General features: G+C 41.8%; 20 protein-coding genes. 6 read left to right on the plus strand and 14 right to left on the minus strand.

Going from position 1 to position 23,488, the window contains the following annotated elements; genetic code table 11:
• Positions 1 to 341 precede the first annotated feature (341 nt).
• The 5 genes from FTV43_RS08440 to FTV43_RS08460 are packed head-to-tail and all read right to left on the minus strand — an operon-like array spanning position 342 to position 3,895.
• Positions 342 to 1,085: an adenosylcobinamide-GDP ribazoletransferase gene (locus tag FTV43_RS08440; protein WP_104851862.1), complete on the minus strand. Its 744-nt coding sequence runs from the start codon at positions 1,083 to 1,085 to the stop codon at positions 342 to 344.
• Positions 1,082 to 1,687 carry a histidine phosphatase family protein gene (locus tag FTV43_RS08445; RefSeq protein WP_104851861.1) on the minus strand — a complete coding sequence of 202 codons (606 nt, stop codon included), beginning with the start codon at positions 1,685 to 1,687 and terminating at the stop codon, positions 1,082 to 1,084. The genes FTV43_RS08440 and FTV43_RS08445 overlap by 4 nt, the downstream gene beginning before the upstream one ends.
• Positions 1,684 to 2,742, minus strand: a complete 1,059-nt coding sequence (gene cobT, locus FTV43_RS08450; RefSeq protein ID WP_004976913.1) for a nicotinate-nucleotide--dimethylbenzimidazole phosphoribosyltransferase — start codon at positions 2,740 to 2,742, stop codon at positions 1,684 to 1,686. Before cobT ends, FTV43_RS08445 begins: the two co-directional genes overlap by 4 nt.
• Positions 2,739 to 3,260 carry a bifunctional adenosylcobinamide kinase/adenosylcobinamide-phosphate guanylyltransferase gene (cobU, locus tag FTV43_RS08455; protein WP_096901203.1) on the minus strand — a complete coding sequence of 174 codons (522 nt, stop codon included), beginning with the start codon at positions 3,258 to 3,260 and terminating at the stop codon, positions 2,739 to 2,741. Before cobU ends, cobT begins: the two co-directional genes overlap by 4 nt.
• Positions 3,257 to 3,895, minus strand: a complete 639-nt coding sequence (locus FTV43_RS08460; RefSeq protein WP_218950791.1) for a 2'-5' RNA ligase family protein — start codon at positions 3,893 to 3,895, stop codon at positions 3,257 to 3,259. Before FTV43_RS08460 ends, cobU begins: the two co-directional genes overlap by 4 nt.
• 270 nt (positions 3,896 to 4,165) lie before the next feature.
• Between FTV43_RS08460 and tehB the strand changes: the two genes are divergently transcribed.
• Positions 4,166 to 5,032, plus strand: coding sequence for an SAM-dependent methyltransferase TehB (gene tehB / locus FTV43_RS08465; RefSeq protein WP_179995339.1), 867 nt, complete (start codon positions 4,166 to 4,168; stop codon positions 5,030 to 5,032).
• A gap of 135 nt (positions 5,033 to 5,167) precedes the next feature.
• The gene (locus tag FTV43_RS08470) at positions 5,168 to 5,599 is read left to right on the plus strand and encodes a PPC domain-containing protein (RefSeq protein ID WP_004976922.1); all 432 of its coding nucleotides are present in this window, start codon (positions 5,168 to 5,170) and stop codon (positions 5,597 to 5,599) included.
• Between the two features lie 238 nt (positions 5,600 to 5,837).
• Here the strand turns inward: FTV43_RS08470 and FTV43_RS08475 are convergent, their stop codons facing one another.
• Both FTV43_RS08475 and FTV43_RS08480 read right to left on the minus strand, forming a co-directional pair.
• On the minus strand, positions 5,838 to 6,452 hold the full coding sequence (locus FTV43_RS08475; protein ID WP_004976930.1) for a MarC family protein: 615 nt from the start codon (positions 6,450 to 6,452) through the stop codon (positions 5,838 to 5,840).
• A gap of 12 nt (positions 6,453 to 6,464) precedes the next feature.
• A complete protein-coding gene (locus FTV43_RS08480; RefSeq protein WP_004976932.1) occupies positions 6,465 to 8,525 on the minus strand; it encodes a choline transporter in 2,061 nt (686 codons plus the stop codon).
• 554 nt (positions 8,526 to 9,079) lie between these two features.
• Here FTV43_RS08480 and betI point away from each other — a divergent pair.
• The 3 genes from betI to betA all read left to right on the plus strand — a co-directional run bounded on the left by betI (position 9,080) and on the right by betA (position 12,946).
• Positions 9,080 to 9,706 carry a transcriptional regulator BetI gene (betI, locus tag FTV43_RS08485; protein ID WP_179995316.1) on the plus strand — a complete coding sequence of 209 codons (627 nt, stop codon included), beginning with the start codon at positions 9,080 to 9,082 and terminating at the stop codon, positions 9,704 to 9,706.
• On the plus strand, positions 9,699 to 11,171 hold the full coding sequence (gene betB / locus FTV43_RS08490) for a betaine-aldehyde dehydrogenase (RefSeq protein WP_096901206.1): 1,473 nt from the start codon (positions 9,699 to 9,701) through the stop codon (positions 11,169 to 11,171). Before betI ends, betB begins: the two co-directional genes overlap by 8 nt.
• Before the next feature lie 107 nt (positions 11,172 to 11,278).
• Positions 11,279 to 12,946 (plus strand): choline dehydrogenase, encoded by a 1,668-nt coding sequence (gene betA, locus FTV43_RS08495; RefSeq protein WP_136143596.1) that lies wholly within the window; start codon positions 11,279 to 11,281, stop codon positions 12,944 to 12,946.
• Between the two features lie 62 nt (positions 12,947 to 13,008).
• On the opposite strand, the gene FTV43_RS08500 is transcribed toward betA, so the two are convergent.
• The 5 genes from FTV43_RS08500 to FTV43_RS08520 form a co-directional block, all read right to left on the minus strand.
• Positions 13,009 to 16,155 (minus strand): efflux RND transporter permease subunit, encoded by a 3,147-nt coding sequence (locus FTV43_RS08500; protein WP_179995317.1) that lies wholly within the window; start codon positions 16,153 to 16,155, stop codon positions 13,009 to 13,011.
• On the minus strand, positions 16,145 to 17,380 hold the full coding sequence (locus FTV43_RS08505) for an efflux RND transporter periplasmic adaptor subunit (RefSeq protein WP_179995318.1): 1,236 nt from the start codon (positions 17,378 to 17,380) through the stop codon (positions 16,145 to 16,147). The genes FTV43_RS08500 and FTV43_RS08505 overlap by 11 nt, the downstream gene beginning before the upstream one ends.
• A gap of 1 nt (position 17,381) precedes the next feature.
• Entirely contained in the window at positions 17,382 to 18,704 is a 1,323-nt protein-coding gene (locus tag FTV43_RS08510) for a TolC family protein (protein WP_179995319.1), read from the minus strand.
• Between the two features lie 47 nt (positions 18,705 to 18,751).
• Positions 18,752 to 19,171 (minus strand): cation efflux protein, CzcI-like, encoded by a 420-nt coding sequence (locus FTV43_RS08515; RefSeq protein WP_179995320.1) that lies wholly within the window; start codon positions 19,169 to 19,171, stop codon positions 18,752 to 18,754.
• Positions 19,172 to 19,235: 64 nt separating this feature from the next.
• Entirely contained in the window at positions 19,236 to 20,144 is a 909-nt protein-coding gene (locus tag FTV43_RS08520; protein ID WP_179995321.1) for a cation diffusion facilitator family transporter, read from the minus strand.
• Between the two features lie 537 nt (positions 20,145 to 20,681).
• Here FTV43_RS08520 and ribA point away from each other — a divergent pair.
• Positions 20,682 to 21,284: a GTP cyclohydrolase II gene (gene ribA, locus FTV43_RS08525; RefSeq protein WP_179995322.1), complete on the plus strand. Its 603-nt coding sequence runs from the start codon at positions 20,682 to 20,684 to the stop codon at positions 21,282 to 21,284.
• A 125-nt stretch (positions 21,285 to 21,409) separates the two neighbouring features.
• On the opposite strand, the gene trpA is transcribed toward ribA, so the two are convergent.
• Positions 21,410 to 22,198 (minus strand): tryptophan synthase subunit alpha, encoded by a 789-nt coding sequence (trpA, locus tag FTV43_RS08530; protein ID WP_136143603.1) that lies wholly within the window; start codon positions 22,196 to 22,198, stop codon positions 21,410 to 21,412.
• Complete coding sequence (gene trpB, locus FTV43_RS08535; protein ID WP_179995323.1) at positions 22,195 to 23,406, minus strand: tryptophan synthase subunit beta; 1,212 nt, start codon at positions 23,404 to 23,406, stop codon at positions 22,195 to 22,197. The genes trpA and trpB overlap by 4 nt, the downstream gene beginning before the upstream one ends.
• Between the last annotated feature and the right edge of the window lie 82 nt (positions 23,407 to 23,488).

Here is a 23,488-nt window from a genome sequence, read left to right on the forward strand (position 1 = left end):
ACGACACTCTAAATGCGCCCCGATTTCTTCCATTGCGTCATATTCATAAATATGGATACAGAAAATTTGCTTTAACAGTTTGATCATAAATGACATTCCTTTTGATTTTTATACATCACGTTTGTGATCTCATCCTGAGATACAAATGCCATCAAGGCTGATTGACATAAACTACTATTATCATATTTAAAAAAAATAGCAAATCTAATTTAGGAACTTTCCGACAAATGACAAATTCATCTGCATACTTGCTGAAATTGAGTGCATAAATAGCTGTAAATTCATTCGCTTATATTATTTCAATTTTCAGCGCGCTTGAAACAAGAAAAACTGCTTAAAAGCTAATTTATTAAAAACCAAAGAATCGCAATAGCCAATAACATCATGCTTTCTGTTATTTCAATACTCGCACCAACGGTATCGCCCGTAATTCCACCTAAACGTTGCATAAACTTGTATCGCAAATACAAAGTGCTGAGAATAAAAGTCAGAACAGCCACCAAGCCCATCCATCCCCAAAACACCGTAGCAAACAAGATCAATGCAATCACAATTTTTGTGCCTGTTTTAGGCAAATGTGCCTGAATAGCAGTGCCTAAACCATTGGCACGTAAATAAGGCGTGCTTAAAAATAAAATCAAAGCACTTAACCGTCCCAATACGGGTACAAACAGCAAAAAGGCAAAATACTGTTGTTCAAGCAGTACATATAGCGCAGACCATTTTAATAAGCAGCAGATCAGTAAGCTCAACACTCCAACCGGGCCACTGCTTGGGTCTTTCATGATGCTTAAGCTACGTTCAGAATCGCCAAAACCGCCGACCCATGCATCGGCAGTATCCGCCAATCCATCTAAATGTAAACCACCTGTCAGCCAAATCCAGAGTACTAAAATTAAGCTGCTACTGAGCACCAAAGGCAGGAATTGCAATAGATGCGCCATTCCCCACAACACAGCCCCGATTAATAAGCCAACGAGCGGATAAAACAACAGTGATTGCGCATTTTGCACTGCAGTTGGTATCTGTTTTAAAGAAACAGGAAACGTGCTCAGAAATTGCAAGGCAATCCAAAAAGGTGTCATGTTTGCCCCTGCATGTGAATCTTGCCATTAGGATGTAACTGGAATGAACTCAATTGCCCCAACGCTGCAGACATTTTTAAAATATCGTCTAAAGGTTGTTTCTGCGCCAATACTTTGAGCAATTTAATTACCCCGCCATGCGTGACCAATAACACACGTTTAGGTTGTTGCTCGAGTTGTTGTAAATATTGGTTGAGATCGGACAGACCTTGCAAAACGCGCTGCTGAAAATTTAGCAAAGATTCTGCTTGTGGCGGACTAAATTGGGTCGGTGTCATCCAAAATTTAGCTAAATCTTCAGGGTATTGTTCATATAAGGTTTGAGTGGAAATAGCTTCCCATGCACCAAAATGCATTTCCTGAAATTGTGCATCAATATACAGTGGCAATTGCTGTGCTTGCGCAAAGGTCTGAGCAACCTGCAGACAACGCTGTAAAGGTGAACTTGCCACAACATCCCATCGCTGTCCTGTAGCTATTGCCGTGTTTAAAGTCTGCTGCATGTCTTGCCAACCTTTTAAAGTCAAAGCATCATCGGTTGAGCCACGCAAAGTATGACCCAATTCTGTTTCGCCATGTCTTAATAGGTCTAGCATGATCATAAAGATACTTTCTCACCAATAACCGCAGCTTCGGCAAAAGTCGCCATTTGATTATGCAAGGCACAGGCCAGTTGGATAATGCCCAATGCCGCGCCCGCACCGCTGCCCTCACCTAAGCGTAAATTTAGATGCAGCAAGGCTTGTGCACCTAATGCTTCTAATAAGCGACGATGTCCATATTCAGCCGATTGATGCCCAAACAACATCCATTCTCGGACTTGAGGATTTAAACGCACTGCAACTAATGCAGCAGCACTGCTGATAAAACCATCCACCACCATCGGCAAGCCCAACTGCGCACAGCGAATATACGCGCCCACCATTGCAGCGACCTCCAATCCACCAACTGCACACAAGGCTTTAAAAGCATCATCTTGCACATAGTTCTGATGTAGAGCTAAAGCAGCATCAATCACCTGTTTTTTATGTTGCAATTGTGCAGTGTCAATTCCTGTGCCTATGCCAGTCAAGGCTTCAGCAGGTTCTTGTAATAAAAAGCAAGACAAGGCTGATGCCGAACAGGTATTTCCAATACCCATTTCACCTGCGACATAAATCGAGGCCTGCTGTGCGATGGCATCTTCCACACTTTGACGTCCAAGTGCCATCGCATCTGCACACGCTTGTTCAGTCATGGCGCGGGTTTTAGCAAAATTCGCTGTGCCTGCACGAATACAATGCCGCTCTACTCCTGCATATTCATACGCTTCCCCGACCGAGCCGCAATCCACCACTTGTAAATGCGCCTGATATTGTCGGGCGATGACGCTGATACATGCCCCACCTGTGGCAAAATTTTGTAGCATTTGCCGAGTCACGGCTTGGGGATAGGCGGAAATATTTTCTTCCATCACGCCATGATCGCCTGCGAAAATACATATCCACGGACGTTCAATATTCGGCTGCGTTGTTCCTTGCAAAGCCGCCAGTTGAATCGCAATATTTTCCAATGCTGCCAATGAACCTGTTGGTTTGGTCAATTGAAGTTGTCGTGCAATTGCCTGTTGTTTCATCTGTTCATTTGGCTTTTGACACGCTGCAAACCACCAAGTCATTTCTTCTCTCCTTTTAAAAGCATTGGAAAACCTGCGACACAGAACTGCACTTTGTCTGCAATTTGTCCCAATTGCTGATGTAATCGCCCTGTTTCATCGACAAATTTTCGGGTTATTTCGCCCATCGGTACAACGCCCAAACCTGTTTCATTGCTCACTAAAATAATATCGGCTTGCAACTGAGGTAAAACTTCGAGCAATGCTGAAATTTGTTGTTCGGCAAAGCTTTCTGCAGATTGCATCAACAAATTACTCATCCACAAGGTCAGACAATCTACTAAAATCACAGCATTCGGATGATCCAGCATCTTTAACTGCTCCGCCAAATACAAAGGCTCTTCGCACAATTGCCAAGTCTGCGGACGCTGTTGTTGATGATGCTGAATCCGCGCCTGCATTTCTGCATCGCCCGCTTGTGCAGTTGCTACATAAATGACGGATTTGCCAAGTTGCTGCGCGGTTTGCTCAGCCATACGGCTTTTACCCGAACGCGCACCGCCCAAAATAAGTTGAATCACATGTGCTCCAAAGGAAATTGATGCGTGCTAAATAGCTGACCTTGTAAAGTGTGTGCCTGATAATAACCAAAATTTAAATGATGGATATCTAAATCGAAATATTGCACGGGGAGATTTTGAATACGCTGCAAAATCAAATTGGTTGAACACGCTGTTTGATATAAACCCAAAGTAATATGTGGATGATACTGTAAAGCTGCGATTTCAGCCCCGCCTACGCTAAGTGCCTGACGTATACGCGCCAGTTGCTGTGATTGATCTTGCACTTCTACAAATAAAGCACTATCAAAACTATTGATGCCGCCCACTTTCAGTTGAAAAGGCTCTAGTTGCAACTGCTGTAAGGCTTGAACTTGTTGTTGTAATTGTGACTCGAGAAAGTCATCTTCCCAATGCTTTTTTGCTGCATAAAACCCACAAATATATAAGGTGATATGAAACTGGCGAGTGTTTGGGCGAAATAATACATCTGAAAATTGCTGTTTTAATTGTTGTAAATAACATTCTAAAGCTGGATGTTGAACAGCTAAATACCAAAGCACATAACGCTCACGCCCACGATGCCATTCAGGATAATCATGCTGCTGTGTTGGAATAACGTACTGATTGGCTTGAATAAACACGGGATAATTCAATGAATTAAAACAGCTTATGGTAAAACATTCACAACTGAATAGACATGAAAATCATGCAATTTGAGGTGAATATTTTTCAGTTTGGTATTTTAACCATCTACATCATTTAAATAATTTTGATTTTAATGAGATGGATAAAATTCAGAAGATGGCTGAAACAGGTCTGCAATGTTATGCTGAAATGAAGATGATATTTTCTTCTAATCTACACAAGACACTACATTACTGTGAAGCTTTACCCCATCAGAATCGGTATAACTGGAGTTTATGATGCAACAAGAATTGATCTGTTATAAACAACTTCCTATTTGGAATCATGACTCAATTCCACAAGGGTTTAAAAAACAACACAATACCCAAGTCGGCACATGGGCGAAGTTGACTATTTTAAAAGGCGAATTGCATTTTTCGATGCTGCATGAATCTGGTGAAGTACAATCTGAGCATATTTTTTCCGTGGAAAATCAACCACCATTTATTGAACCGCAAGCGTGGCATAAAATTGTATCTGCCAGTGATGATATTGAGTGCCAGCTTAGTTTTTATTGTTTGCCTCAAGATTATTTTGTTAAAAAATATAAATTAAGCCCAACACATTCTGAAATTTTAATGGCACTTCCACAGTTAACCGTGGGTAAAGCTTTGGATGTTGGCTGTGGTACAGGCCGAAATGCGCTGTATTTGAGCCAAAACGGTTTTCAGGTGGATGCTTGGGATGTGAACCTAGTGAGTATCCAAAAATTAAATGAAATTATTGCTGCAGAACAGATTTCATCTATTCAAACTGCTGTTCGGGATTTCAATCAGGATGCCACTATTACTGGTGAATATGACTTCATCAACTGTATCGTAGTAATGATGTTTTTGGCGCCTGAAACTATCCCTCCTCTTATTCAGCATATGCAGCAAGCGACCAAACCTCAAGGCTTTAACTTAATTGTTTGCGCGATGAATACTGAAGATTACCCTGTGCAACAGGACTTCCCTTTTAGTTTTAAAGCGGGTGAGTTAAGTGCTTATTATGCTGATTGGGATATTGTGAAATACAATGAAAATGTCGGTGAATTGCACCGTAAAGATGCAGATGGTAATCGAATTAAACAGCGTTTTGCGACATTGTTGGCGAGGAAAAAGTAGAATCACAAAAGAAATTTGAAACAGATGATCTTTTTTAGCTGCTCGCAAACGAGGAGTTGTTTGTCCTAGATACTGCCTAGGATCAAGGGTTCATATGTTATTCTGTAGTGAGGTATACAATTATTAAGGTAACTTATGAAAATAGCGAATACGAAATTACTAGCTGGTGCTTGTATGGCCCTAACTTTAACTATGCTTAGCCCTGCCGTACTTGCAAATGATAACAATGATATACGAAAGATTGTAGTAGTTAACTTTGCAAAAAAAGCTTACTCTGCAAATTATTACGGAAGGATAGATGGATACAAGTATGATTCCTACAAATTTTATGCTAAAAAAGGGCAAAAGTTAAAAGTGAAGTTGACTGGAGGAAATGTTGAAACTTACTTATGGGGTAATCAATTAAAAGACTCCATCAGTCTTGGAGAATATTCTCCAGAGCTTGATGATAATGGTATTTATATTTTACCTGCGTCAGGTGAGTATGAAATTAGAGTATTTCAACCTAGATCACAAGCAAGAAAAGATAAAAAACCTCAATACTGGATGAGTATTAACATCAAATAAAGAATTGCTAGATTCGTTTAAGTTTTAATACAAGGGTTCAAAACTAAGGGTTCAAAACTATTGCCAGTTAAACTGGGGCGTGATTTTTACGTGTATGGAGACTGTAAATAAAACTGTATTTACACAGAATTATTTACACCCTCATCAAATTCTTAAGAAATTTGCATCCTAATCAGAATCATATTTCTGACAATAAAAAAACTGTATGAATTGCATTCGGTTTTTTTCTGTGATGAACTTACATCTCCGCAATCACACCTAAAATCCCCGTAATAATCATTTCAATCGCAATAGTACCAATCAGTAACGCAGATAATCGACCTACAATATCCACATAACGGTCTATATATTTGGCATGCTTATACCTGAGATGATCATGCGCAAACTTCATCAAAATCATTAAACTACAGGTTAGCGCCAAGGTGAGGAAAATTACCAGCGCAGCCCCACTAATGGGCAAAGTCATGCCTGTTACCACGGCGGCACTAATCGTCCCCGGTCCAATCATAAAAGGCATAGCAATGGTACCTGCCAAATGTTCAGGTGCTCCCCGCATCTCACCGATGGTGTCTGCACCTTGAAACACATAGCGATAACCAATCACCAAGAAAATAAGCCCACCAAAGATTTGAAATGCCTCAAACCGCACATTCAAATATTTGCTGAAAATAGCTTCACCACCCCATGCAAACAGCATAAATACCGCATAAGCAATTAAACAGCCTTGAATCAGGGCTTTATTAAACACTTTTGCTTCTGAATTACGAATCATGCCAATCATGTAAATGCTCATCAAAAATGGATTAAGCAATGAAAAGAACAACGCAAAAGCATGTAAATATGAGATATACATGGTGTCCCCTGATTAACTTTGTGGGTCTGGAAATAACGGACGATTTCCAGGACTGATTCGGTTTATATGTAAGAAGGTCATATGTCGTTCGTATCTGTCTAGAATGTCATTAATAACTTGCTCTTTGGTGTAACCAACCAAATCATTACCTTGTGAACCTTCATAAAGATAGGTTTCCAAACGAAAATAAAACCGTTTACCCAACTTACCACGTTCACTAAATGTGGGTGCGATATAACGTACTGGCCAGATTTGATAAACAAAGTTCTGTTCTTCTTCCAGATGAATAATCAAATCTAAATGATATAAAGTTGGATCTTGCTCTAATGCACTTTCCTGCACGTCAATATTCACGCCTCTTTTTTGCATTTCTTCTGCGACGGCCAGCACGGCGGGGCGGCATATTTCATCCAGCATGCGTTTGGTATCGCTGGTTCCAGGATGATGCATAACCCGTGACAAGCGTTTTTTCCAGTTCAGAATATCTACATTACCCACCACAGGTGCTGCATTCAAACTGCTACTGGCTTGTCGATAATCTTCAAGTCTTAAAGATTTATATAAACCTGCCATCACCAAGAACATAACAAAACTAAAAGGCAACCCCATGATAATAGTTGCATTTTGCAAAGCAGTAATCCCATTGGTCATCAACATGGCCAAGGTCAGCAAGCCAATGGCAATAGCCCAAAATACACTGAGCCAGCGTGGTGCATCATGGTCGACATTGGTAAATTGTGTGGTGAAATTCCCTAAGACCAATGCACCTGAGTCGGCTGAAGTCACATAAAATAACAACCCTGTAATGGTTGCGATGCCTGCAATAAAAGGAAAATACGGATATTGAGCCAACAAGTCGTAGAAACCGTGTGCTGGATTGGCAATGACGGTTTGAGCCAATGCCAGATTTCCATCAAAAATCACATTGTATAATGCACTATTTCCGAAAATTGACAGCCACGTTAGGGTAAAAATTAACGGAATGATTAAGGTACCACTGACAAACTCACGAATGGTACGCCCACGAGAAATACGTGCAAGAAAGAGTCCCACAAAAGGTGACCAAGCCACCCACCAAGCCCAGAAGAATAGCGTCCAACTGTTCATCCATTCTTTGGGTTGCTGAAAGGCAAAACTTTCCAAGGTCATACTTGGGAAACGGCTAATGTAATCGCCAATATTTTGCACAAAAGTATTGAGTAAAAATTCTGTATTGCCGAGGAATAAAATAAACAGCATCAAACCCACGGATACATAAATATTCACTTCCGAGAGTATGCGCAGACCTTTATTTACACCTGAAGTCACCGAAATAATGGTCATCACTACAGCAACACCAATTAGGGATGCCTGCATCCACAGATTTTCAGGTAAATCGAACAGTACATGTAAACCGTAATTCAGTTGCACGACACCAATACCGCAGGTGGTCGCAATACCGAAAATCGTCCCGATCACCGCGGCAGTATCCACACTATGTCCAATCGGACCATGAATTTTTTGACCAAAAATCGGATAAAGCGCGGAACGGATGGTGAGTGGCAAATTGTAACGATAGCTGAAATATCCCAATGCCATGCCAATCAAGGCGTACATGCACCATCCTGTCAGGCCATAATGGAATAAAGTCCAGACCATACTCTGACGTGCAGCTTCAAAGGTCTGTCCTTCACCTACTGGTGGATGCATATAATGGGATAAAGGTTCAGCGACCGAGAAGAACATCAAATCGATACCAATCCCTGCTGAAAACAGCATGGCAGACCAACTGAGTAAACTAAATTCGGGTTTAGAATGTTTGGGGCCAAGCTTAATATCACCATAGCGTGAACAGGCAATAAAAATCACAAACACCATATACAGTGTGGCAGCCAGTAAATAGTACCAACTGAAGGTGGAACTGACCCATGCCAAAACTGCATTCAGCGTTTGATTGGCGAAGTCATTGAACAAAATGGTGGTAATTGAAAAAATTAAAATAATGAGAGCTGAAATATAAAAGACCACACCATTTAAACGGTCTTTTGGTGCTAATGTTTGATCATCAACTGCTCTTGGATTATCTGTTGCCATACAATCCTCAAGGAAGTAAATATAAGTTGAAAATCAATTTTTAAACTTCTCGCTGTCGAGAGCTTAAAAATCGATAAGTGCTATACGACAGTACTTTTGTCTCCGACAAAAATGCTATCTTCGTGTAACCGAATGTTTAGCCAGAATATAAAGATATGTGGCAGTGTAACAAATTCCCTAAATTTGCCCTGCTTACACAACCAATTCCAACATGAGAACGACATAAATAAACTGTTCTTCTCCTTAAACTCAATTTTTGTAGAAGCTTTTAGGTGTTGTATCCGATGTTTCAAGCAAGAACATAAAAAAATGCGCGTACTCTGCCACAGGTTCACCAAAACCAACTACAATTCTATCCATATGATAAATAAGCATTAATACTTAAAAAATTGAGAACAAACTTTGCAAAGCTGCATTCAATTTAAACAACATGATACTTTTAATTGATTGAACGTTCAATCAATTAAAAGTATCATAAAAAAATGCTATGATGTTTTCCATGTCAATAATTGAATCTAACACCTTTAAATCTAAGGTAAATTTTCTGGATTATCATGAATAAACGTAGAGTTAAACCTGAGCATGAACGTCGTGAAGAAATCATTCGCGCAGCCTATGAGGTCATTTACGAGGTGGGTTTATCCAATACCACTATTGCTCAGATTGCAAAAAAAGCCCAACTTTCTACAGGCATTGTGAGTCATTATTTTGGTGATAAGCAGGGTTTGATTCAAAGCTGTATGCGACAAATGCTCTTTGTCTTACGTGAAACTGCGGCAACCTATAAAGCCAAAGTTAGTCAGCCCACACCAGAAAATTTACTTAAGGCAATTATTGATGCCAACTTTGACATCAGTCAGGTGAATCAAACAGCGATGCGTGTCTGGTTAGATTTTTGGTCCGCCAGCATGCACATGCCCGATTTAGGTCGCTTGCAGCGAATAAATGACCAACGTCTTTATTCAAATTTAAAATTTCATTTACTGCAGATGATGCCTAAAGACAAAGCCAGCCATATCGCCAAAGGGCTTGCTGCTTTGATTGATGGTCTTTGGTTACGCGGCAGTTTAAGTGGTCATCAAGCATTTGATCGTGACTTGGCACGTTCTATTGCATACGACTATGTCGATATGCAACTTCGCTTAATACAACAGATACGGCAGGAACAGCAAAATGAATGATGCACAATTACATCAATTGTATATCCATGGACAGTATGTCAATGCCACTAGTGGTAAAACCTTCGATACGATTAACCCTGCTACAGGTCAAATCCTTGCGAGCGTGCAGCAAGCAAGTCAAGCCGATGTAGATGCGGCGGTTAAAAGTGCCCAACAAGGGCAACAAGTTTGGGCCGCCATGACGGCTGTTGAACGGGCACGTATTCTGCTGCGTGCCGTGGATATTTTACGTAAACGTAATGATGAGCTTGCCCGTCTAGAAACGCTCGATACGGGTAAAGCATACAGCGAAACCTCTAGTGTCGATATTGTAACTGGCGCGGATGTTCTCGAATATTATGCAGGTCTTGCAACTGCGATTCAGGGCGAACAAGTACCCCTGCGTGAAAGTAGTTTTTTCTATACCCGTCGCGAACCCTTAGGCGTTGTCGCGGGTATAGGCGCATGGAACTACCCTATTCAAATTGCGCTGTGGAAATCTGCACCTGCCTTAGCTGCGGGGAATGCCATGATTTTCAAACCCAGTGAAATTACGCCACTGACGGCCTTTAAGTTGGCTGAAATTTATACCGAAGCGGGTTTGCCTGCTGGGGTCTTTAACGTGGTTCAAGGGCTTGGACAAGAAGTCGGTCAATGGCTGACTGAACATCCAGAAATTGCCAAAATTTCCTTTACAGGTGGCGTGGAAACAGGCAAAAAAGTCATGTCCAGTGCAGCTGCATCCAGTTTAAAAGAAATTACCATGGAACTCGGCGGCAAGTCTCCGTTGATCATTTGCTCTGATGCCCCTCTTGACCGCGCTGCGGACATTGCAGTGATGGCAAATTTCTTTAGTTCGGGTCAGGTGTGCACCAACGGTACGCGTGTCTTTATTCCGCGCCACCTAAAAGTCGAGTTTGAACAGGCTGTACTCGAACGTGTTAAACGTATTCGTGTAGGTGACCCAATGTTGGCAGAAACCAATTTTGGTCCGCTCACCAGTTTCCCGCATATGGAAAAAGTCTTGTCTTATATTGAATTGGGCAAACAGCAAGGTGCGACACTTTTAATTGGGGGTGAACGAGCGACCTCTGCGGAACTGGCTCAGGGCGCTTATGTCATGCCAACTGTTTTTTCAGACTGTCATGACGACATGCGAATTGTACAAGATGAAATATTTGGACCTGTGATGAGTATTTTGACTTATGACAGCATCGAAGAAGTCATTCAACGTGCTAACCAGACCCCTTATGGTCTAGCGGCGGGGGTTGTAACACAAGATATCTCGCAAGCACATCGCATTATTCACCAACTTGAAGCGGGCATTTGCTGGGTTAACACTTGGGGCGAATCCCCTGCTGAAATGCCTGTCGGGGGCTATAAGCAATCGGGTGTGGGACGTGAAAACGGTTTGTCTACTTTGCAACATTATACCCGCATTAAATCCATTCAAGTCGAATTGGGCGATTATCACAGTATTTTCTAAATGCTAAATACTGACCGTTGTTCTTTATTTTTCTGTTTTTACATCCTCAACTCAACATGTCGCCACGCTCTAATCGGGCGTGGTACTGCCATAGAAAAAGGATCATTATGCATTCTACACACTACGATTATATTATTATTGGCGCTGGCTCTGCAGGTAATGTTCTTGCCGCACGTTTAACTGAAGATGCCGATGTCTCTGTTTTATTATTAGAAGCTGGCGGACCTGACTACCGACTCGATTTTCGTACCCAAATGCCTGCTGCGTTGGCTTATCCACTGCAAGGGCGACGCTATAACTGGGCTTATTTAACTGACCCCGAACCGCATATGAATAACCGCCGCATGGAATGTGGACGCGGCAAAGGTTTGGGTGGATCTTCACTGATTAATGGCATGTGCTATATCCGTGGCAATGCCATGGACTTAGAACAATGGTCGACTTTAAAAGGTTTAGAAAACTGGAGCTATGCCGATTGCCTGCCTTACTATCGAAAAGCAGAAAGTCGTGATATTGGCGCCAACGACTATCATGGTGATCATGGACCTGTAAGTGTTGCTACACCCAAAGCCAATAATAATGAGCTGTTTCATGCGATGGTAGACGCTGGCGTACAAGCAGGTTATCCACGTACAGATGATTTAAATGGCTATCAACAAGAAGGTTTTGGTCCTATGGATCGAACTGTCACGCCCAATGGTCGACGCGCCAGTACAGCCCGCGGATATCTGGATATGGCAAAGCAGCGGCCCAACTTGACTATCATGACGCATGCCACCACCCATAAAATTCTGTTTAGCGGCAAACAAGCAATTGGGGTGGAATACCTGCAAGGTGCAAATCGGCAACAGTTACATCAGGTCTATGCGAATAAAGAAGTTTTGCTCTGTGCAGGCGCAATTGCATCTCCGCAAATTTTACAACGTTCAGGTGTAGGCTCTAGCGAGTTACTGCGTGATCTAGATATTGAACTTGTCCATGATTTACCTGGTGTCGGAGAAAATTTACAAGACCATCTGGAAATGTATCTGCAATATAAATGCATAAAACCTGTTTCGCTCTACCCCGCCTTGAAATGGTATAACCAGCCTGCCATTGGTGCCGAATGGTTATTCAATGGAACTGGGATTGGCGCCAGCAACCAATTTGAAGCAGGGGGGTTTATTCGCTCTTCCGATGAATTTTCTTGGCCCAATATTCAGTTTCATTTCCTGCCTGTTGCGATTAACTACAATGGTAGCAACGCAGTCAAAGAACATGGCTTTCAAGCCCACGTCGGTTCTATGCGTTCACCCTCGCGTGGACGCATCAAATTAAAATCTAAAGATCCATTTGAACATCCAAGCATTCTGTTTAACTATATGTCTACAGAGCAAGATTGGCGCGAATTCCGCGATGCTATTCGGATTACACGTGAAATCATGCAACAACCCGCATTAGATCCTTATCGCGGTGAAGAAATTAGTCCGGGTAAACATTTAAGCAGTGATGCAGAATTGGATGACTTCGTACGCAATCATGCTGAAACGGCCTACCACCCTTCTTGTAGTTGCAAAATGGGCGAAGATGAAATGGCCGTGGTCGATGGTCAAGGGCGTGTACATGGTCTGCACAATTTACGTGTGGTTGATGCCTCAATTATGCCGTTAATTATCACAGGGAATTTGAATGCTACGACCATTATGATGGCTGAGAAAATTGCCGATCAAATTCGTGGACTACCAGCATTAGCTCGTTCTGATGCAGGTTTTTATCAAGCCCGTTCATCTGCATAATTTTCTCACACTCAAGCATGAGGAGAGTATTTTACCTCCTCATACTTCATCTGATTAAGGAATTAAACTTCCGTTTCTTTTTTTGCATTCATCCAACGATACAACACTGGTAATAGCACCAAGGTCAATAACGTCGAAGAAATAATTCCACCAATCACCACGGTCGCCAGTGGACGTTGAACCTCTGCCCCTGTGCCTGTGGCAAGCGCCATGGGAACAAAACCTAAGGACGCCACACAAGCGGTCATTAAAACAGGCCTTAATCGCAAAATCGCTCCCTGCCAAACGGCTTCATGCAGGCGATATTGCCCTCTTAGCTCTTTAATAAAGGTCAGCATGACCAAACCATTTAAGACGGCAACGCCAGACAAGGCAATGAAACCAATACCCGCCGACATTGACAAGGGAATGTCTCTTAACCACAAGAAAAGCACTCCGCCAGTTAGAGCAAATGGAACACCCGTGAACACCAACAAGCTTTCTTTGATGTTATGGAAAACGGCCATCAGCAAAATAAAGATTGTCAGTAACGCCAGTGGAATCACAATCTGCATTCGAGCCTGTGCCGAGGCCAGATTTTCAAACTGACCACCATATTCAATCCAGTAACCACTTGGTAGAGGATACTGCTTAAGCTGACTTTGTACTTCTGTGACAAAAGAGCCCAAATCACGCCCTTCCACATTCGCCGTGACAATCACACGCCGTTTGCCGTTTTCACGGCTGACTTGGTTGATGCCATCCATCATTTTTACAGTGGCAATATCGGTAAGTAAAATACTGCCACCATTTGGAAGCTGTATTGGCAGTTGCGCAATCCCACTGAGACTACGATCTTGCTCACTGAGCCGAATCACAAAGTCAAAACGGCGGTCACCCTGTAAAATTTCACCGACATTTTGTCCGCCAATGCTTGCTGACACATAGTCTTGTATAGTTTTGACACTTAAGCCATATTGAGCTGCTAAACTTTTATCAATTTCCACATTGAGCAAAGGTAAACCCGACGTTTGTTCAACTTTAACGGCGGTACTGCCTGAAACCTGTTGAATCAATTTACTGATTTTTTCAGCTTCCGCATTTAATACTTGCATGTCATCGCCAAAGATTTTGACACCGACATCACTACGTACACCCGATATTAACTCATTGAAACGCAGTTCAATTGGCTGAGAAAACTCACTGTTGTTACCGGGCAATGTCGCTAAATACGCCTGCATACGGCTACGCAGTTCATCCAATGTTTCTTTCGGGTTTGGCCATGCATCACGGGGTTTTAACATGATATAACCATCTGAAATATTTGGAGGCATTACATCGGTCGCCACTTCAGCCGTACCTGTTCGCGCAAAAATAGCGTGTATTTCAGGGAATTTTTTCAGAAGTAGCTTTTCCGTATTTTCCTGAATACGAAGTGATTCTTCTAGGCCTGTGCTTGGAGAGCGCAGTTGCTGTACAGCAAAGTCACCTTCACTCAGTTGCGGTGCAAACTCACTGCCGATACGTGTTGCAAGTAATCCTGTCAACATCAACAAGCACAGTGCAAAGGTTAAAACCACCGCTTTATACTGATAGGCACAGTCCAATACACGTTGATAACGATCCTTTAGCCACAGCATCCAACGGCTTTCAGTTTCTTTGATGTCACCTTTAACAAAAAGTGCGACAGCCGCAGGTACAAAGCTGATCGACAAAATAATGGCTGCAACGAGCGCAAGTACAACCGTCAAAGCCATTGGGTGGAACATTTTTGCTTCTACACCAGTCAGTGCAAAAATCGGTAAGTACACCACTAAAATAATCAGTTGACCAAAAATGAGCGGGCGACGGGCTTGGCGCGCTGCCAAAAACACTTCTTTAAAACGTTCCGACTGAGTCAACGGTCGTTTGAGTAATTGCTGCGCATGGGCTAAACGCCGAATACAGTTTTCAACAATTACCACTGCGCCATCGACAATAATACCGAAATCCAATGCACCCAAACTCATTAGGTTGGCACTGATGTTCTGTTGTGCCATACCCGTTAAAGTAAACAGCATAGACAGTGGAATCACACAGGCTGTTATTAACGCCGCACGAATATTACCCAAGAATAAAAACAGGATCACAATCACCAAGATTGCACCCTCAACCAAGTTCTTTTGCACTGTTTTAATGGCTTTTTCTACCAACGTGGTGCGGTCATAAACTGTTTCGATTCTAACGCCTTGCGGTAAACTATTTTGTACCTCTTGAATTTTAGCATCTACAGCTTTAGACACCGTTCGACTATTTTCTCCCATCATCATCATAGCGATGCCGAGTACAGTTTCTTCGCCGTTATAGGTTGCGCCTCCTGTCCTGAGGTCATGATCAATTGAAACCTGCGCAATATCTGCGACACGAATAGGGTTCCCATTTGGGCTGGCAACCGTTGTATTTTCAATGTCTGCAAGACTGTTGAGTGTCCCTGGAACACGCACTGTGAGTTGCTGACCATTTTCCTCAATAAAACCTGCCCCACGGTTTTCATTATTTTCCTGTAAAGCGGTTTGCAGTTGGCTCAAGGAAATATTCAACTGCTGCATACGGTTAAAGTCGGGAGCAACCACATAGGTTTTGTTAAACCCGCCAATACTGTTGACCTCGGCAACTCCCGCAACACGTTGCAGTTGTGGGCGAACGATCCAATCTTGGATCTCCCGCAAGTCCATCGCGCTATAAGCCGTACCATCCGCTTTTTTAGCATTCGGTTCGGCTTTAATGACCCACTGATAAATTTCACCTAAACCCGTCGAAACTGGTGACATGGTTGGAGAAACATCGCTAGGTAAGTCCGCTTTGACCTCTTGCACCCGCTGATTAATCTGCTGACGTGCCCAATAGATGTCTGTGCCATCCTCAAATACAATAGTGACTTGGGACAAACCATAACGTGAAATCGAGCGAGTCAACTGTAAATCTGGAATACCCGCCATTGCAGTTTCAATTGGATAGGTAATCCGCTGCTCAACCTCTAGTGCGGTAAAACCATTGGCTTGGGTATTAATTTGTACTTGCGTATTGGTAATATCAGGCACTGCATCGATCGGCAGTTTTTGATAGCTATAAACTCCGACCGCAATCCATGTACAGACAAAGAGCATGACCCAAATTGCATTTTGAATAGAGAACTGAATAATTCGTTCAAACAAACCCTCAGGCTTGGGTAAATCATGATTAGTGTGCATGATCAGCCTCGCCTTTTTCTAGTTCAGACTTAAGCACAAAGCTGCCTTGACTGGCATAGCGTTGTCCTGCTGTTAGGCCTGAAATTACTTCCACCCATTGAGCGTCGTTTGAAGCTTGTCCAAGTTGAACGGGCTGCGCTTTCAAATGCACTTGTCCTTTTTGTTCCGCGTCGACTACAAATACCGAAGTTTGACCTTCAATGTTTTGAATAGCACTTTTATGGACGCGAAGTGCTGTTTTGGAACTGGTATTGTCTAAAAAGATATTCACCAAAACATTTGGACGTAGTTCAGCCGCTTGGCTTTTTAATTTAGCACGTACCACCAAACGTCCTGTTTGTGCATCGGCTTGAGAAGTTAAGCTTTGGATGACGGCTTCATATTTTTGATCAGAAGCATTCGGCTTAAATGTCAGACTCTGATTGGCTTGTAACTGACCTGAGTACTGAGCAGGCAGATTAAACTCAAGCCATAACTCTTTAAATTGTTCAATCACAAAAAGCTGATCGGCCAATTGTACGTTTTCACCCACTACGATATCTTTTTGGCTAATCACACCTGAAATGGGTGCTTTAATGGCAAAACGACCATTTACCCCACCTGTTGCACCTAGGGCGTTTAAGCGGCTTTGCACCGATTGCACAGTAATCTGCGCTTGTCGGTAAGCATTTTCTGCCCGTTGATAATCTTGCTTGGCAGAAATGCCCTGTGACCATAACTGCTGTTCACGTTGATAATCTTGACGCGCTAAATCCAAACTGGCTTGAGCCATCCGCAAATTGGCTTGTAGATCGATCAGCTCGGGTACAGACAGCACAGCCAAAATTTGTCCTTTTTGTACGTTTTGACCCAGTTCAACATTCACCTGTTCCACATGCCCACCAAAGTTTGGCGAAATATGAGCTTGCTGATCGGTATTAACCACAAGCTTTCCGGGTAGAACGGTGACTTGAGATACCACGCCTTGTTGAGCTGAAGCGATTTGAATGCCTTGCTCTGTTAGTTGCTGCGCTGTCAGTTGAATTTCACCTTCCTCGGCATGTCCTTTTTCTGCCTCGGGCTCATCCGTAGGTTCAGATTCTTCATGTTCGGCATGCGCATGTTCATCGGTGGTTTTATCTTTGGAGCTAAACCAGATCCCAACAGCGATGAGGAATGTAATAAGGAGCAAAAGCCCAATCATCAATGGCTGTGATATTTTTCCAAATTGGTTTTTTAGTTGCATATTATTGTGCTCCGCCAAGGATGAGGTCTTGTATTTGTGCGATCGAATTTTTACTGATTTGGCTATAAGCATCTGAACTACTGATCTGTTCATAGCTGGTACCGAGGCTGAGTGCTTCTGCGCTCAATGCAGTCTGCCAAGCTTGACGTAATAACTGCAACTGCCCATGGCGTATGCTTTGCAGTTGTGAGTTGGCTTGTTGAATGTCGGTAATGGACAACTTTCCCGCTTTAAAACCTTGCAGTGTGCGGACTTGCACTTGTTCTGCCAAAGTGGTTTGTTGACTGATCGCACTGAACTGCAGTTTTAGTCCTTTAAGCTCATGCATGGCATTGGCGATATCTAAAATCTGCTGTTTTAACTCGCGCTGTTGCTGCTGATTTAACAAGCTTTGCTGGCGCTGGGCCATCGGAATGCTGTATTGCTGGCGGTTAAAAATATTCAGCGGAATATCCACACCGACACCTAATGTGGTATCGCTACTTTCATTCGGTGCTTGGCTTCGTTTCATGCCGACATTTAAGGTCGGATTAGGACGCGCCTGCACTTTTAAACTTTCAATATTTAAATTGGATTGTTGAATGTTCAGTGCATACAGCTTTTCCAACCAACCTTCAGCAATATAGCGCTGTACTGTGGCATCACTTTGATCTGGCCATGGCATGGTGGTCGCATTGAGTTGAATATCGGCTTTGGTTTCGCCCCATAGGTTTGAGAGTTGACGCTGTGCTACTTGTTCTGCCAATACCGCTTGTTGGTATAAGCGCTGCATATCCAAACTTTCGATTTGCGCACGTTCATAGTCAACCAAAGAAATACTGCCCGCCTGATAACGTTTTTTGGCACTGTCTAAATTGTTTTGACTCACTTTGAGTTGTGCTGCGTACAGCGATTTTTCAACTTGTGCCAAAGCCAATTGAGACCATGCAAATTTCACCACCAATTGGCTTTGTGCTGTCCACAGTTGTTGCTGTAACTGCATTTGTTGGTGCGCTGTTTCTGCGAGTTTTTGATTGAGCTTACGCTGTCCAAACACATCTAAGGGCTGACTGATGGCAATACTGAGCTCTTGATCGGTATTTGAACCAAAACCATCTTGATTGATATTTAAGTTAGGATTTTGCCATAGGCCACTGTTTTTGATGTTCAGCTCTGAAATGCTTTGACGCTGTTGCCCAATGTCACTTTGGTTTTGATAATGCTCTACTTTTGCTAAAGCTTCATCCAAAGTCTTGATCGGTTCGGCAAAACTCCATTGCATCGCGGCTGTTGTTATGCCTACAGCAAGGGCTTGGCGTATAAACGCCTTAAATTGATTCGACATGCTTTTTCCCACTAATTTTTAGAAGAAGTGGTGGGAAATGTTTTAGGCTACCCCACCATTAGCGGGGCATGTTCAGGAGGAGGATGTTGCCCCAATAAATCAGGGGCTTGATAGGCATTGTGCCAAAAAAACTGCGGACGCTCACGAACTTCAAACGCGAGCGGCATTTGATAGTTTTTTTCTTTCGGAATAATCAAATGTGCCATTGAGGGCAAATGATCTTGATGGTCTTCACCCAATTCAAACTGATCATTTGCCGTTTGAGTATGGTCATCAACACTGCTTTGCTGGTGTGCCTTATCATCAGACACACACAAGGTGGTTTGATGGTGGCCAAAATGAAAACTTTGTTGTGTCAGGACTTGAGCTTTTTGTTCTTCATGGATGCAAAAAGCTGCCGCCACGTTCCAAAGACTTTGGAACATGAATAAAGCAACTAAGACGCTAATCCACGTGGTAGAACGCATAATGTCGTACTAAAATAAAGTGACGCTATTGTAAAGCCTAGACTAAGTCTAAGGTCAAGTCTTTTTAATGACTATGTTCATGTTGGTGTGGATGGCATTCATCTTCTTCAATCTGCAAAGTCACTTGCGTAATCCCATGCTCATGCCCCAATAACTCCACAGCTTGGTGGTATAAAGCTCTTTGGTCTACATCTGGTGCAATCAAATGCGCTGTTAAGTGCACATTCTTAGAGGTAATGGCCCAAACTTTAAGCTGATGAATATCTTGTACACCCTCTAAAGCCAGCAAGTCATTGCGTAAAGATTCGATATCAATTTCACTTGGCACACCTTCGAGCAAAATATTGATACTTTGTTTCAGTAGCACCCAAGTTCGAGGTAAGACCCAAAAGCCGATCAACACCGCAATAACGGTATCTACCCACATCCAACCTGTGAAATAAATCACCAATGCGCCAATGATTACACCCACAGAACCCAAGGCATCACTGAGCACCTCAAGATAAGCCCCTTTCACATTTAAGCTGTCTTGGCTGCTCGACACCAAAATCTTCATTGAAATCAGGTTAATGATTAGACCTAAAACAGCAACAACCAACATGCCCAAGCTTTGAATTTCAGGTGGCTGACTAAAACGCTGATAGGCTTCATATAAAATGTAAATGGCTACCACAAACAACATCATGGCATTAAACAAAGCTGCCAAAATTTCAAACCGTTGATAACCAAAAGTACGTTTATCATCCGCAGGTTTTTGCCCAATTTTGATGGCTGCTAAAGCAATGGCTAAAGCAGCGGCATCGGTAAACATATGCGCTGCATCGGACAATAAGGCCAAGCTTTGTGTGATAAATCCTGCAACCACTTCCACAATTAAGAAGGTAAACGTCAGGGCAAGTGCAATGGTTAATTTCTTGGCATTTTTTGCAGTCACTTCAACATGACTGTGATCATGGTTATGAGAACCACTCATGTAGTGCTCCTTATCATTTTATTTAACGGAATGCTTCAGCATTGAAATCGAAGCTTTTTTTAATTTAAAAATTACTCGATTCAGCATACTCGGTTAAAACGATAAAATCATCTTTCATGTGAATACGTCTTTATGTGCGGCGTTTTTTTCCAGTTAAAAAGTTCATCGCCTGCGTATAGCCCTGTTGGTGTAATACGTTGTACCAGATCAATTATTTTGGCATCTGTTCGGCTTTGTTGCACAAAGATTTCATAACTATATGGATTTTAAAGGTTTTGATTATTTTTTAATCCAAAATTAAATTTATTTAAATCAGATGCTTACATATTTATGCAACAAAGCCTCGGCTAACTAAATTTTTTAGCTTGGTTAGTTATTTTGTCAACTTAATATTTCACAAAAAATTCACTATTAAATACATACTCTTTACTTGGAAGTAAAAATGCTGAAATTTATGACTGAAAAAAATTAGCCAATGCTTTCATGTTAGATTAAGTAAATTGTACCAAATATAAATTTATATAGGTGTATTCTTCAATGGCTATAGAGTTTGTTTCAAAATCAAAACTACCGACTGCATTTGGTGATTTTGAAATTATAGCGTTTCAAGACCAAAGTACTGGTGAAGAACATATCGCTCTTGCCAAAGGCATGGGTACTATTTCTAATCAACCTGTACTCGTTAGAATTCATTCAGAGTGCTTAACAGGTGACGCTTTTGCGTCACTTAAATGTGACTGTGGTCCTCAATTACATTCAACCATGAAAATGATTAATGATGCAGGTCAAGGTGTGATCTTATACTTACGCCAAGAAGGTCGCGGCATAGGACTAACCAATAAAATTCGAGCTTACGCCCTTCAAGACCAAGGACATGATACTCTTGACGCCAATTTATTATTAAATTTACCAGCAGATGCTCGTAAATATGATATGTGTACCATTATGTTAGATTATTTAAAAATAAAGAATGTAAAACTCATTACAAATAATCCCCTTAAAATTAAATCTTTAACTGATTTAGGAATTAATGTTGTTGAACGTATTCCTTTAAAAGTTGGTTTAAATATCTTTAACAAAGCTTATCTTGAAACAAAGCAAAAACGCATGTCACATCTATATGATAATAGTGATTTTTAAAAAGCGATCACTTATAGAAAAAAATCCACGTATAAAGCTCCATCTCCCTCACGGGAGAAGGTAAAGATAAAAGATTGTTTTATATTCAATTATGGTTTTAAAGAATACCTATCAAAGAAGCTGGCTTATTCTTTATTTTCTCTCAGGATTTGCGAAAAAACTGTGACTTTTTCTAAAGTTGCGTTCATTCCCTTATTAAAAAAAGTATCGACAAGCGCTGAGCCAATGATAATAAGATCTACTTTATTGGCTAGTGCTTTAACATGGCTTTCATTTTTGATCCCAAAACCAATTGCAACAGGAATATTAAAAATTCGCTTAATTTCAGTCATCTTTTTCTCAAGATTAGATAAATTGAAGTCTCCTCCTGTTAATCCATTTTCTGCAACATGATATAAAAACCCTGTCGCGCGCGCTGAAATTTGCTCTAACCTTTCAACTGGGGTCGTCGGCGCGGTCATTACAATTAAATGCATATTTTTTTCATTTAACTGCACTTCAAAGTTTTCTCGATATCCATATGGAGCATCTAAAATCAATATTCCATCTATAAGATTTTCTGTTTCGGCGATAAGTGTCTCGAAGCCATATTGCATCATCGGATTTAAATAAGTCATGAAAATTATTGGTGTCTGGTCATCATGTAGCCTGATTGCTTTTACCAACTCAATGGTCTGTTTTACCGTTTGACCTGCACCTAAAGCCCGAAGATGCGCTGCCTGAATGATCTCTCCATCTGCCACTGGATCAGAAAATGGAATACCCACTTCAATAATGTCAGCCCCTGCTTGACCCAATTGGCTTAACAGACGACAACTTTCTGTAAAATTAGGATCTCCAGCAGTAAAATAACAGACCAGACCGCTTCGATTTTCCAGTTTCAATTGCTCTAATTTTTGATCTAGACGGTTCATGCTGTAGCTCCTGCAAGATATTTTTTTACCGTGTTTAAGTCTTTGTCTCCTCTGCCACTTAAATTGACAATAATGATCTGTTCTGGTTGCATTTCTTGAGCAAGTTGAATCGCATATGCAATCGCATGGGAACTTTCAAGAGCAGGAATAATGCCCTCCTGTTGGCTTAAAAGCTGAAATGCATTTACGGCTTCTTGATCGGTTATAGCCGTGTATGTCACACGTCCTGTTTCAAACAGAATGCCATGCTCAGGACCAACACCAGGATAATCTAAGCCAGCTGATATAGAGTGTCCATCTAAAATCTGCCTATCTGAATCTTGTAATAAATAGGTTAAATTGCCATGCAGCACACCGACTTGGCCTTTGCAAATAGAGGCGGCATGTTCATCGCTATTTATTCCTTTTCCACCTGCCTCAACGCCAAACATTTTGACATTCAGGTCTTCTAGAAAAGGATGCATCAACCCTAGTGCATTTGATCCCCCACCAACGCAAGCAACTAGAGCATCAGGCAGTTTATTTTCTTTGAGCAGGATTTGGTTTCTGGCTTCTAAACCAATAATTTTCTGAAATTCTCTGACCATCGTCGGATATGGGTGAGGGCCTGCGCCAGTACCCAACAGGTAATAGGTTGTATCCACATGACGAATCCAGTCACGTAATGCTTCATTCATGGCATCTTTTAAAGTCCCACGACCTTTTTGAACACTTCTGACTTCAGCACCGAGTAATTTCATACGTTCAACATTCATTTGTTGGCGCTGAATATCTGTTTCTCCCATAAAAATGGTACATTTCATCTTAAACAGCGCGCAAACCGTTGCTGTTGCAACACCATGTTGCCCAGCACCCGTTTCTGCAATGATTCTGGTTTTGCCCATAAATTTGGCTAATAAGATTTGCCCTACACAATTATTGATCTTATGCGCACCCGTATGGTTTAAATCTTCTCGCTTGAAATATATTCGAGCGCCGCCTGCATAAGCTGTTAGGTTTTTTGCATAAAAAAGAGGACTAGGACGACCAACAAAGTCCGTTAAAATCTGCTGATATTCAGCCCAAAATTCAGGTTTGTGCCGAACAGTATTAAAGGCTTGCTCTAATTCTTGAAGTGCTGGCATTAAGCTCTCTGTCATGTAACATCCACCAAATTTACCAAAAAATCCCAAGTCATCAGGACCATTACCTGTATAAGGGGTTGTCATCTCATATCTCTTTTACTATCAAAACTTGTTCGATCTTAAAATATTTTCATTTTGATGATAATTGATATATTTTGAGCTTATG

It is taken from the genome of Acinetobacter sp. YH16053 (assembly GCF_013417035.1).
Taxonomy (GTDB): domain Bacteria; phylum Pseudomonadota; class Gammaproteobacteria; order Pseudomonadales; family Moraxellaceae; genus Acinetobacter; species Acinetobacter towneri.

Bases quoted from the DNA above. Each gene is read 5' to 3' on its own strand.
- FTV43_RS08510 (WP_179995319.1), bottom strand. From the start codon at position 18,704: ATGTCGAATCAATTTAAGGCGTTTATACGCCAAGCCCTTGCTGTAGGC.
- betI (WP_179995316.1), top strand. From the start codon at position 9,080: ATGAATAAACGTAGAGTTAAACCTGAGCATGAACGTCGTGAAGAAATC.
- FTV43_RS08515 (WP_179995320.1), bottom strand. From the start codon at position 19,171: ATGCGTTCTACCACGTGGATTAGCGTCTTAGTTGCTTTATTCATGTTC.
- betA (WP_136143596.1), top strand. From the start codon at position 11,279: ATGCATTCTACACACTACGATTATATTATTATTGGCGCTGGCTCTGCA.
- betB (WP_096901206.1), top strand. From the start codon at position 9,699: ATGAATGATGCACAATTACATCAATTGTATATCCATGGACAGTATGTC.
- trpB (WP_179995323.1), bottom strand. From the start codon at position 23,406: ATGACAACCCCTTATACAGGTAATGGTCCTGATGACTTGGGATTTTTT.
- cobT (WP_004976913.1), bottom strand. From the start codon at position 2,742: ATGACTTGGTGGTTTGCAGCGTGTCAAAAGCCAAATGAACAGATGAAA.
- tehB (WP_179995339.1), top strand. From the start codon at position 4,166: ATGCAACAAGAATTGATCTGTTATAAACAACTTCCTATTTGGAATCAT.
- ribA (WP_179995322.1), top strand. From the start codon at position 20,682: ATGGCTATAGAGTTTGTTTCAAAATCAAAACTACCGACTGCATTTGGT.
- FTV43_RS08520 (WP_179995321.1), bottom strand. From the start codon at position 20,144: ATGAGTGGTTCTCATAACCATGATCACAGTCATGTTGAAGTGACTGCA.
- FTV43_RS08445 (WP_104851861.1), bottom strand. From the start codon at position 1,687: ATGATCATGCTAGACCTATTAAGACATGGCGAAACAGAATTGGGTCAT.
- FTV43_RS08440 (WP_104851862.1), bottom strand. From the start codon at position 1,085: ATGACACCTTTTTGGATTGCCTTGCAATTTCTGAGCACGTTTCCTGTT.
- FTV43_RS08470 (WP_004976922.1), top strand. From the start codon at position 5,168: ATGAAAATAGCGAATACGAAATTACTAGCTGGTGCTTGTATGGCCCTA.
- FTV43_RS08500 (WP_179995317.1), bottom strand. From the start codon at position 16,155: ATGCACACTAATCATGATTTACCCAAGCCTGAGGGTTTGTTTGAACGA.
- FTV43_RS08505 (WP_179995318.1), bottom strand. From the start codon at position 17,380: ATGCAACTAAAAAACCAATTTGGAAAAATATCACAGCCATTGATGATT.
- FTV43_RS08475 (WP_004976930.1), bottom strand. From the start codon at position 6,452: ATGTATATCTCATATTTACATGCTTTTGCGTTGTTCTTTTCATTGCTT.
- FTV43_RS08480 (WP_004976932.1), bottom strand. From the start codon at position 8,525: ATGGCAACAGATAATCCAAGAGCAGTTGATGATCAAACATTAGCACCA.
- trpA (WP_136143603.1), bottom strand. From the start codon at position 22,198: ATGAACCGTCTAGATCAAAAATTAGAGCAATTGAAACTGGAAAATCGA.